Annotated in this window: 7 protein-coding genes; 2 read left to right on the top strand and 5 right to left on the bottom strand. The window is 58.5% G+C overall.

Annotated features, from left to right (window positions below; translation table 11 throughout):
- Positions 1-1,630: 1,630 nt before the first annotated feature.
- On the top strand, positions 1,631-3,016 hold the full coding sequence (locus tag I6F38_RS39365; RefSeq protein ID WP_225164191.1) for a carbohydrate porin: 1,386 nt from the start codon (positions 1,631-1,633) through the stop codon (positions 3,014-3,016).
- Positions 3,017-3,177: 161 nt separating this feature from the next.
- Here the strand turns inward: I6F38_RS39365 and nolL are convergent, their stop codons facing one another.
- The 4 genes from nolL to I6F38_RS39345 form a co-directional block, all read right to left on the bottom strand.
- Complete coding sequence (nolL, locus tag I6F38_RS39360; protein WP_225164190.1) at positions 3,178-4,293, bottom strand: nodulation factor fucose acetyltransferase NolL; 1,116 nt, start codon at positions 4,291-4,293, stop codon at positions 3,178-3,180.
- Positions 4,294-5,766: 1,473 nt separating this feature from the next.
- Positions 5,767-7,677 (bottom strand): hypothetical protein, encoded by a 1,911-nt coding sequence (locus tag I6F38_RS39355; RefSeq protein WP_225164189.1) that lies wholly within the window; start codon positions 7,675-7,677, stop codon positions 5,767-5,769.
- A 325-nt stretch (positions 7,678-8,002) separates the two neighbouring features.
- Complete coding sequence (locus I6F38_RS39350; RefSeq protein WP_225164188.1) at positions 8,003-8,995, bottom strand: pectinesterase family protein; 993 nt, start codon at positions 8,993-8,995, stop codon at positions 8,003-8,005.
- A 231-nt stretch (positions 8,996-9,226) separates the two neighbouring features.
- Positions 9,227-10,525 carry a glycosyl hydrolase family 28 protein gene (locus I6F38_RS39345; RefSeq protein WP_225164187.1) on the bottom strand — a complete coding sequence of 433 codons (1,299 nt, stop codon included), beginning with the start codon at positions 10,523-10,525 and terminating at the stop codon, positions 9,227-9,229.
- 506 nt (positions 10,526-11,031) lie between these two features.
- Between I6F38_RS39345 and I6F38_RS39340 the strand changes: the two genes are divergently transcribed.
- Positions 11,032-11,949 carry an NAD(P)-binding domain-containing protein gene (locus I6F38_RS39340; RefSeq protein WP_225164186.1) on the top strand — a complete coding sequence of 306 codons (918 nt, stop codon included), beginning with the start codon at positions 11,032-11,034 and terminating at the stop codon, positions 11,947-11,949.
- Between the two features lie 522 nt (positions 11,950-12,471).
- On the opposite strand, the gene I6F38_RS39330 is transcribed toward I6F38_RS39340, so the two are convergent.
- Positions 12,472-13,251: a hypothetical protein gene (locus tag I6F38_RS39330; RefSeq protein WP_225164185.1), complete on the bottom strand. Its 780-nt coding sequence runs from the start codon at positions 13,249-13,251 to the stop codon at positions 12,472-12,474.
- Between the last annotated feature and the right edge of the window lie 1,323 nt (positions 13,252-14,574).

Here is a 14,574-nt window from a genome sequence, read left to right as displayed (position 1 = left end):
TCTCGGTTAGGGATATCCTGTCCCGCGCTGACAGGCCTACCGCCGCATCTGCGGGCCCGGCTGCCGGCGTCTCGACAAACCCTGCGAGGCTGCGGCCAAAATGGGCTGCTGCCGCACACAAGCCGACGAGGACGAGAAACACCAAACCGCAGCGAATTCGCCCTGACGAGCCGTATAAGAGCGGCCGCAAGTCTGAAGCGGCCGCCTGATCAACAATCTCCATCGTTCCTTGCCCGACTTCCCCGTTTCGATAGACTTCTTGGTTGACGTGAGAGCTCGCGATGCTCGCGCATCCCAGCGAGCTGCGGCCGCCCCAACAACATCCTTCAACTCGCCGACCATTTGCTCCCTTGGCTCCAATGAAGCGGCCCGTCTTGACCAAGGCAAAGCGAACACCCTACGGGGAACTCCTGCATTATAGGGAGGCTGACGGTAGCACTAGTTCTCATCTTCCTCGGCCATGGTGCAGCATTTTCGATCATTCAGGACAACGTTGCAGATTTTGTACCCTGCCGACGCCTGATGCGAGCCGGCCGCTATTTCCTTCAAAGTCGGACGCTCGGCTTTCCGTGCTGCCGAGGCTGGCAACTCGCAGCCAGGCGTTACGGAAACGGCGCCACAGCTGGCGCTCGAGCCACCATGCCATTGGAGCGGCAAGTGTTGAGCTTGGCCAACTACCAATCCTGGCAGGTTGATCGAGACGACGGACACATGGCAAGCGTGGCCACGAACGCTACGGGGCCACAGCTAGGAACTCGGAATGCACCACAGATTTGTCCGTGCCAATGCAGCGGACGGAATTAGCAGCTGCTCGCCCAAAGCCACCAAAGCAGCTCGAGACCTGATTCCTCCGCTCTCCTGGGCCACCATCATGGACGTTGTAACGCGATCGCTGCGCGAAAAGATTCCAAGGCTCTCTGGAAATCGCGGCCGTCGATCGCTTCGTCCTTGGCGGACCACGATACCAAGACAGCTTCACGACGCCACGGCTCCGGTTTGGCTGGCATTGCATTCTGGTGGCTTCTATATCGTCGAGATTGGCATCTTCCAGCAAGATGCTCGGCAAGGCTGCAATCCTCTGGCCCATGGTGGATCAAGGTCGAGGTTCGAAATGTCCAGGCGGCGAGGACAGCTGCGGCTCCGCGCGCTTGCGGCCAACGGTTCTCGCTCAGCCAGCAAGCGCTGCTCACTCTCGGCAAATCCGGCCTGATGCACACGCAAGGTGCAGACCAGATCGTGCTCGTACTTGCGGGCGACCAGGTTCCGCAGCTCTAGCGAAATCTCGCTGGGATAGCCGTCCTGCCCATGAGGCGTCCTCCCTCTTGTCCTCAGATGCCAAGGCTTGGGATGTCCGTTCTGGACCAGTGAGGCCGATTTTCAATCCATTCATGGTTCGCAATAAAAGGACACGAAGTAGACTGTGCGTGATTGCTTTGTTGCGGCGACGACGCCTCGGACATCTTCGGCTACCGCAGCATTTGCCTGCAGCCTGCGATCAGGCCTGCCGCAACGGCGACTTGCCGTCGCACTTTCGCTCGCGGCTTGTTTGGTCGCCCCCTCCGTTTCGGCACAATCTGCTGACGAGCCTGTCCCCAAGAGCAACGCTGCGGACCAAGCCACCAAGAGAAGAATGCCAACATCCTCCGATGCCGCCACAAAGCTTCAGATCGGCGTGGTCAATCAGCCAATTCGACTTCATGCCTCGGCGCTGGCATCAGCTCCCAACCTGCCTCTCATAAAGCGCGGTAGCGCCGGTTGGATTGCTCAGACGCAAACGCGAAAGACAATCGACCCCTTCGCACGCTTTGATGCTTTCCGAGAAAAAGGGATCTGGCTCAACATACCCGGCCCCGCTGATACGATTGATCAGGACAAGGATGGCGTTAGATCCGTGTTGGCAGAGGTCGGCATTGGCTATATCGGCTGGACGCACAACACCTTTGCAAACAACCAGCTACCGAATGCGGCCAGAAGCAGCATCGCCAACCAGCTCTATATGGGGCAGAATCCGACATTTTCTACGGCCAACTTCGTGCTCGTCACCTATGATCTCAGCCGGTTTGGTATTCCCGATGGACAGATTGTCGTTGGAGCCGAGCAGCAATACTGGACATGGAAGCGACCTGGACCGGATCGAGTAGGATTAAATACATTCGCCTACTATCAAACTTTCCTCGACAGGAAATTCGAACTCAAATTTGGCTATCTCAGAAATGCGAATGAGTTCACCGGCACATTGTTTGGAGGAATTTCAGGATCAAACATGTTTGCTCTTTTCCAAGCAGGGATGAGCACCAACGCCGCGCCAACGCCGGCCGCCACCCTGAAGTACAATTTTGATGATCACTTGTACAACAAAGTCTCCGTGCAGCGGTCAATCAGTCCAGATGGTCCCTATGCGCAGATAACCGAAAATCCTTCGGGTTTGAACTGGAGCACAGCCAATGCCGGCATTCTGTTCATTGATGAACTTGGCTACAAGAGCAAGGCCGCTCCCGGCGTACCCGACACCTGGCTGCGGGCCGGCATTGGCTTGAACAACAGCCGCTACAAGAATTTGGCAGATCCGGATCAACAAAGGGAGAGCGGGAATAACTTCCATTACATCGCTACTGACAGGCAGCTCTGGCAGAGTGACGTTGAGGGGACGCCATCTCGCGGCATCTATGGCGGATTCTCCATCATGGGAGCTCCGCCTGACCTAAACAGGATCAGCCAGTATTACGAGCTTCGTCTTTATGCGAAGGGACTATTTGACAGTCGGCCCAGTGATTTGATTGCTCTGGTTGCCAACAACACAACCTGGAGCAGGTTTGCAGTGGATGCTGCCTTGGCCAAAGGGCAGCTTGCGCATCGCAATACCACAGCCATCACGGGGACATATACTGCGCATCTCGCTCCGGGGATATATGCAAGTCTCGGCCTGTCCTACATTCACAACCCGATAAGCGTTATCCACACGCACCAAACGGAACACGCCCTCAATCTGTTGGTGTCTACGCTGATATTTTTCTAGATCAGTGAGGATGCCACCAATTCGGCTACCAAACTCTCGGTTCGAAAGAATTGCGCGCAAAGTTCTGCCAGCGCGCCGGCGAGACGCTGCGAGAAGGCGAACCAGGGGGCCTGCTATCGCATGATCTAAGAGCCTCCTGACCGGATTTCGGCTACAGCTACTTATCCGCAGGCTGCCCCACTCGACATAGGGCGCGGGGGTGAAGTTCCAAGAATGAGCTGAGACAGATAGGGAATGTCGCGCACGGTTCGGCGCACCATTAGCGCGACGAGAACAATCGCAGCCCCTAGAATTCCCGCCACAGCCAACTTGGATGGGAGATCCGATGGCTCTGCGTACTGTATCGAATCCATGAGACGAAATGCCATGCCCTGAATCAGGTACAGCACCAGCGTGCTCTGTCCTATTTCCAAGGCGATAAAGCGGACCACTCGATTTGAGCGGCCAACTCTCCAGCATTTCTGGAAGAGTACACTCATGATCGCTGAGGCCGCTGCTGAGCCAAAAGGCATCAGAAGCACGTCTTTTGCCGACTGCATATCTTTGACCAGGACGAGATTGTTGTAGACGTAAGTATCTTTGCGCCAAGCCAGAAAGCACACCAGTGTGGCTATTGAGGCAGACATGATCAAGAGCGGCTTGTAAGCGCGCGTTATGCTCGTCCACCAGTCTCTTGACTGCGCAAATGAGAACCCCAAGCAGAAAAACGGGTAAGTGTACTTTATGAGAGGAAATATGGAGAATGTCAGAGGTGCAAGTGTGAGCAGGATGACCGATAAGAATAGGATCCAGGGCGACCAACGATTGAAGATCGAAAGAATTTTGACGAGAAGAAAACAAACGAGCGCGGCCCAGATGAACCAGTATGTGCCGGCGACATCGTTTAGAAGCTGTAAAATGTTGCCTAATGCGTCAGGGGCGCGGGGAAGCACGGCTAACTTTGCTGTCTCCAGGAGAGCGCACCAAAACAGCATGGGTACCAAGAGCTGCATCGACCGATCACCGACGGCTTGCATCAACGACTTTCGCAACAGCGCTCGGCAAGAAAGATATCCGCTTATCGCCATGAAGAGAGGCATGTGGAACATGTAGATCCATTTGAAGAATGGCGAATCCCAGTATCCTTCATCTCGGTAGAGAATATATTGGATCAGGTGACCGACGATCACCAAAATGATGAGCACTCCTTTGTCGAAATCCAAAGCTAGATCGCGATCGTTTTCCTCTGGCGTCCCAGGCAAAGTCGACCCAGTTACATTTCGCAATGTATCAATCATCTCGACATCCCTTCATCCAACGAGCTGGAGATCCGTCTGACGTTGGGTAGCTGCCGCGACCAAGTACTGGCCGGAAGCTGCATCATCAGGTCGTCGGTCCATCATGCTCTTCAATTTGGAGTTCCGAGCCGGCATCAAAGACATCCCTGCCGGATGTCGTAGGTCCACTCTCCGGAACGCTGCTTTGAAGCTAACCGTTCAGGTCAGCTGGAATATCGGGTGCTGGCGAACCAGGCGTGCGAAGGTCGGCCGCGGCCTGGCCGCGTCCGAGAAGACACCACATCATGACGACTGTTCTTAAGGTCAAGTTTCATGAGATGCCGCGTTATACCGGCGCACGGGATGCCCGGTCCAAGAGAGAGATAGGCTGAGCAGCCGAACATCGGGATCCGGCTGCCAACCACTTAGTATGAAAGGCAACTGCTGCAGCTTTTGCTCCATGGCAATCGATCCGACCGTCGATCGTGGAGGCAATTGCCATCGCAACTCTACGCTCCGATAGCTGGCTGGGCGCCAATATTCAATTATATGGATGTGGGCGATCGTTATAAAGAAAGGGGGACCGAGCTATACGACGGTTTACCGATTTGAAGTGTTGCTACCTCACTTCGATCGGCTGCCAGATCGAGCAGTCACCTTGCTGGGTGCCCCGTCCGGAAAAAGTGTTTGCAACGCACTACGCGAATTTCGAATAGCGGCAATACCCACCTCGAGGATGAAGGCCTGCAACAGGGCTTCCTTCCAAAAGTATTCGACCTTGCCATCACGATTAGCCAGCCTCAGCAAACCGACGTTGTTGGCGAGCGTTCCCACATCCCGCCAGACGCTCGCGTCGTCCGCACTCCGGACTGTGGGCGGTCGAAGTGGTTCGAACAGTTGCGCTCACTGAGCAACGGCTTCTAGGGCAAGATGATCGGCGGAAGATTTGTGAAAGCCTGAGGGATAGAGAAGGCCGCGTTCAAGCTGCGCCAACAAACGGGAGGCTGGACCGCTCAGGCGGTGCCCATCTCACTACTTCGAATGGATACATCGGCTGTCAAGGGCCGGGCTGTAGAACGCCTCGCTGCCCCGCCGAGCGCCTGAGATTGCCGTCCACCTGCGCTCTTCAGCCACGTTCAGGATAGATGCGAACGCGCTGGCGCCCCTCGCTTTCATCCAACTCGCCCCTGTAGGGCACGCCGCGGATCTGGAAATAGGTTGGACGCCCAGCCGCCGGCATGATGCGTTCCCCCTGCAGGACGCGGACAAGGTAAAGCGGAAGGAACCGTTCGCGGTGCTCCCATCCTCCGTGGATCAGGTAGCCAAGATCCCGTAGACCCTCACGGGGTTGCTCGGCTCGGACGACCTGCGGTGGATGATGAAGCGGCCGCGATGGCCCAGCTTCATCAAGGTAGCTCGGGCGGGGATGATGGATCAGGCGGACATCCGTGGGCCCTCCTGGTCCGAATGTGGCCGAGTAGCGCTCACCGTTGATCATAAACTGACTTGGCCCGAACTGGTTTGGCAGCAGATTGATGTTGCCGAGGACGTCAACCAACACGTCCGAGGCCGCTTGAGAACCGTGACGCCAGTCCGAGCCAACGACGGCCCCGATATCGCGCAGTTCCTGGGCGGCCCCGGACGGTCCAGCGAATGACGGCGCTCTGCGAAATTCAGGTGTGGGCGCGGAGCGCGCATCGTCGCGCAGTCGTGCGGTGTGGACGGATCCAAATCAACCAGGGGATCCAGACCGCTGTAGATGTTTGATGAGCGAGGCCGCACTGACGATGGTGAGGCGGGTTCTTGCATCTGTTGCCCGAACCAATCCCAGGCTCCTTGGCTGAGACTGGCCGGAGTCGCAGGAAGCCCGTGCGGCAGATTGGGCTGCGCGACCCAATAGGGCGCTTGCATAGGTGCGGCGGGTTGGAGGATCTGCTCGCTGGGCCGATCCCAAGCCGCGGCGCTCGGGCTGGCCGACGTTGTAGGCAGTTGCTGCGACGAGGCGGCCTGCCAACCGTGGTGCGGCGCTGGCAGTGATGGGAAGGATCCGTGGATCTGCTCACCAAGCCAATCCCACGCTCCCGAACTCGGCGTGGCTGGCGTTGCCGGGACCTCCTGCGGCCAGTGCGCCTGTCGAGCGCCTTCGGCGACGGGCTGCCCCGCATCCTCGGCGGGTTGCAAACCGAGCGCCCTGTTCGCCTCCAAAATTTGCTGGTAGGGGCCAAGCCTGAGCAAATCAGCGTTGATTTTGCCGTCCTTGGTTTCTTGCCTGTACTCCGCGACATCCTGGTCCAGCCCGGAGGTGAAGAGCCGGCCGGCGATGGCCGGCTTATCGTGCTTTTGCAGCCATTCACTCAGCCTCGACATTCGGCGAGCCTGCCTGTCGATCGTCTCCGGCTCAACCCTGCGTGTCGCCTTTTCCGCCGCGACCCACATGCCGATGAGGGTCGCGTCGGCACCATGGGGAGCCAGGCGACGGAGATCGGCTGACAAGGTGTTTCCGGCCCCGACCTCACGGAGCTTTTTCAAGGCAGCTTTGATACGCCTTGCGCGGTCCGCTGCATAGGTGTCGACATCCTGGTCGAGCTCAGCTTCCAGCTGGTGGTTTTCCACCTCCGGATCTTCCAATTGCGCATTTTCCATCTCGAGGCGAATGCGATCCGCAATTGAGGGCCTATCGTTGTCATTGAGGCGCGCGCTCAAAATGCGCAGGTCGGCTGCCGCATTTCTGATGGTGCCGTCGGTGAGGTTGCCGGCTGCGGTGCCTTCGGTGCGGTTGCGGACTGCTCTTTGTCTAAACTCTTTGATGAGCGCCTCGTCCTCCGGATCGACCCCACGGGTCCGGCCCGGCTGTCTGGCGTAATCGACGCGAAAAGTCGTCGAGAAAGCATCCGGCTGCGCGGTCTCCCGCGAGGACTTGTTACTCCCACCAAAGGCTTTGCCGAGTCCCGACTTGAAGCGCGACCACAGTCGGCGGCTTTTACCGCTCCTGGCCTGAACCGCAGGCTCTTCGTCCGGCAAGCTGTAGCGGGCGCTGCTGAACAGATCATCGCGCAAACTGGACTGCGGCACTTGGGCCGGAGCATCAAGCTGAAAGCGGGGAATGTCTAAGCTCCGCCGCGCATCGCCCCGCGCGCTGTCCCTAAAATCCGAGCGTGGAGACACCCGCATCGAACCGCCGAGTTCGTCCCGTCGAACTGCCCGCCCCGCTCCTGCGGGAGCCTGGTCCGGCGAACTGGACTTTGCGGAACTCTCATCAGACGAATCGAGCTGCAAATCTTCCATCCGCCGCTCAAAATCGCCTTGCTGGCTTGCGTTGCCCCCTAGCCGTGCCGCTCGCCCCTGTCGGGCGGCGTACGTCTCCATCCAAGCGCCTGAATCGAAGAATGGGTCAACTGGATCCATCCTGCTCTCCTTGTGACGGTGTAGGCCCTGCGCAATCCGCACGCTTGCACGGCCGCCAAGCGGCAGCTGTGGAGCAAAGTCAGATTCTGGATTTTTATGGGACCTAGCTTTCGAAAAGCTGACGAGAACAAGAATTCACAGCGGGCAATGCCGCTTGCGTTGATCTCCTCTGAAGGGGCAGCAAGGGAGCCGGCGAGGTGCGACGGCCGTGCCCCGCCCCAATTTCAGTTGCTGTCGACGGGACGCCCCAGCGCAAGGACGCTCTCGTGCGCACTATTGGCCTGAGAGCCGCTTAAAAATGAGAAGACAGCCCGTAAGCGTTCCTCTATTCCGATCTGGAAGGTCCGGCGGATAGCCAATCTGTGTCACCTGCGAAGAACGCTTTCAGCGACCATTTCGCGGCTTCGCCTTCGGTCAATTGGTGCGAATAAGGCTCGCGGCCTGCGGGATTGGCCCCGACACTGGTGGATTTGTATTCAGCATAGTAGGCCGTCCTCAGCGAATTGGTCTTGCCCGGAGCCCATTCGCGCCAGCCTTCCGCGACCACCGGTGCATCCAACTTCGTCGATAGGAACACCACCGTTGCATAGGGGCGCCAGGGCCGGCCAAGCGCAACATCCCGCGCGGCGGAGTCGGCAGTCAGTCTGCAATGCTCGAACACATAGGCACTGTCCTCGTCCGGCGCTGCCTTGCTCTGCGCGGTATAGACGACCGCCTGATTGGCGATACCGTGCAACTCACAGTGTCGGAAATAGGCCTTGGCATTGCCGAATATGAAATCGACGTGTCCTTCGATATAGCAATCCGAGAAGTATTGTCGCGACATTCCGCCGTTCTGCCCCTTACCGGCGAACAATGTGTCCTGGGCGCCGAGCAGGCGGACGCGGCTGATGATGTCCCTGTCTCCAGTAACGGACAGTGCGACGGCCTGCGAAGCTGGATTTGCCGAATTGAGCGCGTAATCGTTTTGGATCGTCAGGTTGTCGAGCCGGAAGTCATCGCCTGAGGCGTCCAGCGTCGCAGAACGGATGGTTCCTCCGACGTTGATAGCGCCGTCGCCGTACACAATGACTGTATCATCCGGCATCCTGCCGGAGCCTTTGATATGAACACCGGATTTGAAGACTTTGACCTTCTCGCGATAGATGCCCGGCGCGATCTGAATATCCCCACCTTGGCCCGGTAATGCGTCGATGGCGGCCTGCACGGAGTGATAAGCTGCCCTGTCGGCATGCGAGACCAAAAGGGCTTCAGCACGGGCTGCCGAGATGCCGAAACATCCGGCCAGAACCGCAGCGAATACCGCGAAAATCCGCATGTGATCTCACCTGTTATCGGGCTCGCTGCACGCTTGATGCAATCGGTGGAATGTGCCCCCGCGACCTGGCAGCCTAGTGTCAAACAACGTTTCCTACCGAACCGGAACTTACGCGCCCATAGGCGAAACGTCCGATCGCGGTAACGCCTGTCCCCATTCGCAAGGCCAGCGAATCAAAACCGTATCAGGCAGACGTGACCGGTCCGAAGGTTCGGCACCGAATTGTTGTGCTTACTGGTTACCGTCGCGGAATGCCCTGGCGCACCCCTCCCAATCGCGCGGCACCGGTTTTCTCGCTTGCCCGGGCAGCGGCGGAGACACGTCAGAATGATCGGCTGTCACATTCGCATGTTCGAGCTGCCAAGTCGCGGAATCGGCAAATCGAACATCCTCTAGCGTCACATCAAGCGCATGGCCCTCGTCAACCCCGCGCATCAGTAGCGCACCATTGTCGCCGCGCACATGGCGCAGAGCGATCTGGCGATAGACTGGAATCCTACTGCCTTGGGCATGGGGATCGTACTTTGTATCGAACGCGACCGGCCATCGGTTGCCACGCAGACACACATTCTCATAAGTCACGCGTTGGACCAGGCCGCCTCGGCTGACATCGCTCTTGATGCGCAGGCCAGACGTCGTGCCGTCCAAGGTCAGGTTGCTCACGAGTATGTCGCTGGCGCCGGAGTTCACCTCGCTGCCGATCGACATCCCGTGTCCCCACCCGAAATAATTATCGGTGATGGAGATATGGCGAGTTGAACCATTATCGCCGGCTTTGATCGCTACGTTATCATCTCCAGTGCGGATGAAGCTGTGGGTGATGGTCACATCCTGGCTGGCGCCTGGGTCGATGCCGTCGGTATTGCGGGCATCGGCCGGTGTATCGATCGTCAGCCCCCAGACCGTGGCACCTTCGACCCGGTTCATCGCGACATGGAAATTGGGTGCATTGCGCAAGGTGACACCAGAAAGCGCGATGTCCTGCGCATGATCGATCTGAATCAAACGCGGAGCGTTCTGACTACCGCCCTCGGCTTGCGCGCGGCGGGCCAGCTGCCACCAGGTCTCGGCGCTGCCGACCATCGGCGCACCGCCCTGACCATCGATGATGCCGTCGCCATAAATACCGCCGCCGCGCGTTTTGAAGAAGCTGATGAACGGCCGGCAACCGTCGCCCTTACCTGCGATGCGGCCACAATGTCCGCGGCCCTTGTCGTACGCAGCTGGCTCGGGAATAGCCAAAAGTGTTGCACCGCGTCCAATCCACAGCGTTAGGCCCGATTTCATCTCGAGTGGATGCGACCGGAACTCGCCACGTCCGAGATAGACCGCAGCACCGGCGGGGCAATGGTCGATGGCATCCTGTAGCCGGGCCGTATCGTTGCTGCCAGACGGCACCGGGCGGTCGCAGACCGTCTGAGGTGCAACGGGCTCTGCGACAATGCGGCGATCTTGCGCTTTTGCGCTGGGGCAGACAACCATGGTGGCAACGATGGACATCAGCGTCCATTCGCGAAAATACTTTGTCATTAACCTCGTCTCTTTGCCGCGAGCATCATCGCCGCTTCGTTGTCCTGAGCTGAGCGCTGACCAACCAGCCGCAGCTCGCCTCACAGGCCAACGCAAGATGACATTTATAAGACGCAAAAAAGGCCTAGGCCTTGCGAGTTCACGCGATGAAGAATGAGCGTTCCGCAAGAGATCACACCTTGTGACCACGTGCACTTGAGCGGCAGGTGCGAGGGCGCGTCTTCAATTGGCGTGCGACACTCGGTGAGGCGGCCCACCACCTTTACAGGGCCTGCACACCAACGGCGTAGAGAGGGTGAGCGGCTCTGATTATGTTAATTCACGCCAATTCCGGATTTATTGCTTTCTGTTCCCTCAAGGCGGTGGCTGCCCGCCGGGGCTGCAATTCAGATGTGGCATGCATTGTGATTGATCTTGCGAGTGAGCGCGTGGTCCACAATTGATGGCTGAGCGCGCGAGACCGGTGACGCAACGCAACCACTCTAATAACGATTAGGCGGGGACAGATGACACAAGGTTCACAAGCGATGATCATTGGCGCCGGACGCGTCGGGTTAAAGCTAGCCGAACTTCTCACAGCGTCTGGCGGACGAGTACGCTTCGTGGATCACAGGCCGGTGGCTGGAATAGATCAGAACCTGATCGTGAGCGATGCGATCCACCTGACGCTGGAGGCCGACTCCGCTATTGCGGAGTCCGATATTGTCGTTCTTTCTTTGCCGTTCACGGTAGCAGGAGCCGCGTTCGGATCCGCCTGTCGGCGGCTCAAAGGCGGCGCATTGTTGATCGAGACGCTTTCGGTCAAGACGAGACCGGCCTCCTGGGCGGCCAACTTACCTCGCGAGGTGGAATATCTTGGCCTCAATCCACTGTTTAGCCCGGAGCTCGGTTGGGCAAATCGTCCGGTCGCGGTGATCGCGTATCGATCAGGGCCGCGCCTCGAAGTCTTTCTGCAGCTTTTACGACGCACGAGTGCGAGCCTTGTCGCGCTCCATGCCGAAGCTCACGACCGACTTCTTGCGCAGCGTCAGCTGGCTGCGCATGCGCTGCTCCTGTCGCTCGCGAGCATCCTTCGCGACGAGAACACGGAATTTCCGCTTGAGGTCGGTCCGCCTCCTTATCACCTTCTCCTGGCGGGAGTCGGGCGCATGTTGAGCGGCAACCCCGAGACGTTTGCTGAGATTCAGACGGAGAATCCTTTTGCGGCGACAGTCCGCTTGCGTCTGATCGCCGCACTCGAGAGGCTGAGCGGGGGCAGCCAGGAAGTCCTAGATCACCTTCGCTGCGAGTGGAGGGATCTCGCGCCACGTCTCAAACCGGCCGCCAAGACCTGCGAGCGCCTATTTGCGTGCCCGATTTTCCCTCTAGAGATGAGCGAACGCGAGTATCGCTCCGGCGAATGCCGCCTTGCGCGGAGTGATTGAGATTGTAGATATAGGTATGATTGACGTTCCGACAGGGCAAGAAATCTCGATTCCCGGGCAACTCGGCAGCGTAGCCTTCTCTTTTCGTTTCCCGAGCGCTTCCGACCAGATCGATCTTTCAGTGATCAGTAAACTTCGCCGGTGCAGCTGGCGGCGGCCTGCGCGGCGACTTTACGTACGCAGTCGTCCGTGGCGCACCACTGCTGACCGTGATTTCGGTTAGGTGTCTTACCGCCGGGCAGACCTTCACAGGAGATTTCTGCACCCTATTGCCTTACGTTTATCAAGTCGCGAAGCATTGGTTGTGCGACGGCTCTCCACGCGTCTAGCGCGTAGCCGATTCCTTAGCGTCGCGTCCAACCCATGAGATACGCCCGATTCATCTTGGGTAAATCCGACCGGAACGCGCCATGCCCGAGATTGACCGCAGGAGTAATACCGACATCGTACTTCTCGATTGATAAACTTCCGCCTACCCACGGACCGCCCTTGGTGCCTCGCTAAAATCGTTCGGCTGTACCGCTACACTTCCCGACTGGAGTCCCGCCTCCCCCTCTCCATGTGCAAGGCGCTCCAAACCCTGAGGGCTCGCGGTGTGAGGCTGGTACCGGCAAGTTGTTTCCAGGACTTCCGCACCTCGATCCAGCGGCTTTTTCGAGCGGGCAAGGCATCAAGCATTTTTTTGGCAATCGGAGCCAGGTGCGCAGTTTCGGAGTTCGGGTCTCGCTTGGCATCTTCAAGAACCTTAAAAGCGGCCCTTTCGGACCGCGTCCAACCCGACTCGGTGAACCTGCTCTCCGCGAAATACTCGAAACACGTGCGGAACGTCAAAGCGCGGCCAATGACCGTATGGTTTGGTAGTCCCGCTTGGCTCAGCCACCGCCGGAGATACCCACACCGCTCTCGGCTGCCATTTTCGGCAGGACCGCGAAATTCCAAGACCAAAAGCATCGCCATGCCAGCGATTTCGCGTCGTATCTCTTCATCCTGCTTTTCGAACCAATCCCGGATTACCTGTAATGGCGTCGCCGGCGGCTTCACGACCGGTGCCGCAGCGGTGCGGTGGAACGAGACCACGTTTTCCAGCGGGGGCATGCGCGGCCATGGCCTTCCATCTGCGTCCCACAAGACCCACCGCGCTGCAATCTTTTTTGCCTCTTCAGGAGACCTGGTTCGCCAAAGCTCCTTGAGCGCCTCGTTGACGTAATATGAGACGTCAGCTTTCAAGCCGCATGTACGTGCTATTGCTGCGAGGCGTCCGGCGTCAATGAGCCGCGCCGCGAAGTTATTCTCTGCGTTCATTTGCCGAGGCCCTTCATGTCCTTCCTAGCGCGCCCCGCTATTGGCTCTTCGGCGGCGTGATACGGGCCCGCGGGGATCTACACCAGCAGGCTCCCTCTCCCGCCTAAGTTCCAGGGATCACCAACTTCAGTAGCCAGCCATCGCCTCAACTTGCGATCGTGACCGTGCCCACGAGAGGGCGCCCTGTGCATTCCGGGGGCCTGCATTCTTCGTGCCACGGTAACAGTCCGCAATTCGTATTCGTTGGGTCCGCTTTGTTCGCTTTGCGACTTAGGCCCGTCTTGTTTCTTTCCACTCATGGACCATCCGTGGCAACTTCATGTGCCGCCGAGAGATCATCGATTGCGCAAGCGTTTTTCAGCAAGTTCAGACCCGGATGAAGGCTAGGCTTCGTGCCGGCGTCATCGACGCCGTTTGAATCGGCGTCGTTGCGACGAGTGGGCCGTCAGATCTCGGCTTCGCTTCGGGGGACATGCGACCAAGGCCTCGTGTTGCGTCAGGGAGCATGCTTTCTCCCGGTTCGCTCTGCCGGAGGATGCCGCGGATCCCCCAGCATCTTCAGGCAGAGTAACCCGCTCTTTCGAGGCAGAGCCCACTCCTGGCACGCCCGATGGCGATCATTTCGAGGTGCTTTCCTCGCTCATTGAGGAATAGGAGGACGGGCATTTCTCCACCGCACACGGCGGTCCGGTCGTGTCCTCCATCTTGCGATTGTGTCTATGGGCAAATCTCAATCCGCACTCGGCAATCCTGTCGGGCGCAATCGCGCGTCTGATATACTGAACCGAATTCGACCTCTAACGCTGGAAATGATCCGCACCCTGAGCAAGGAGTGGAACATTCCAATTGACGCCCTGATGGCTCAATACGAACCGGCGGGTATACGCCTAAATTTTGAAGGCCCGCTACGCGGGGCCGTACGCCTTCGAGATATACGTGAGCGGGTCACGCGCGATATGCCACCCGCTCGACCTGGTTCGCTGACAAGGCCACCGCTCAGCTTCGCATGGAGCTTATCCAGCAGCGCACTGTGCTTTTGTTGATCCTCCGGTCGATCGGGTCGATTTTCAGATCTGCCATCTGATACATATGGGAGGCAGACAGATGTCGAGGCCGGCCAGTGCGAAGTGCCCAGCCGCCAGCATTCTCTACAAGGACGTGTGCACTCATGGTCCTGAAACACCGCAGATCGTTCCCAATCGGGATAGGGGGGAGCCTCGCGGCTCCGCCCCTCCCACACCACCGGACATACGGGTCCGTATCCGGCGGTTCAGTGGATTATGCGGTCTGCAGCGCCGCGACGGAAGCCAAGCCGAGTGAACT

Source organism: Bradyrhizobium sp. BRP56, from assembly GCF_020194035.1.
Lineage (GTDB): Bacteria > Pseudomonadota > Alphaproteobacteria > Rhizobiales > Xanthobacteraceae > Bradyrhizobium > Bradyrhizobium australafricanum.
The sequence above is the reverse complement of the archived record's forward strand: the minus strand, read 5'-3'. Positions and strand labels throughout refer to the sequence as shown.

Coding starts and splice junctions, on each gene's coding strand:
- I6F38_RS39365 (WP_225164191.1), top strand. CDS start 1,631: ATGCCAACATCCTCCGATGCCGCCACAAAGCTTCAGATCGGCGTGGTC.
- nolL (WP_225164190.1), bottom strand. CDS start 4,293: ATGATTGATACATTGCGAAATGTAACTGGGTCGACTTTGCCTGGGACG.
- I6F38_RS39355 (WP_225164189.1), bottom strand. CDS start 7,677: ATGGATCCAGTTGACCCATTCTTCGATTCAGGCGCTTGGATGGAGACG.
- I6F38_RS39350 (WP_225164188.1), bottom strand. CDS start 8,995: ATGCGGATTTTCGCGGTATTCGCTGCGGTTCTGGCCGGATGTTTCGGC.
- I6F38_RS39345 (WP_225164187.1), bottom strand. CDS start 10,525: ATGACAAAGTATTTTCGCGAATGGACGCTGATGTCCATCGTTGCCACC.
- I6F38_RS39340 (WP_225164186.1), top strand. CDS start 11,032: ATGACACAAGGTTCACAAGCGATGATCATTGGCGCCGGACGCGTCGGG.
- I6F38_RS39330 (WP_225164185.1), bottom strand. CDS start 13,251: ATGAACGCAGAGAATAACTTCGCGGCGCGGCTCATTGACGCCGGACGC.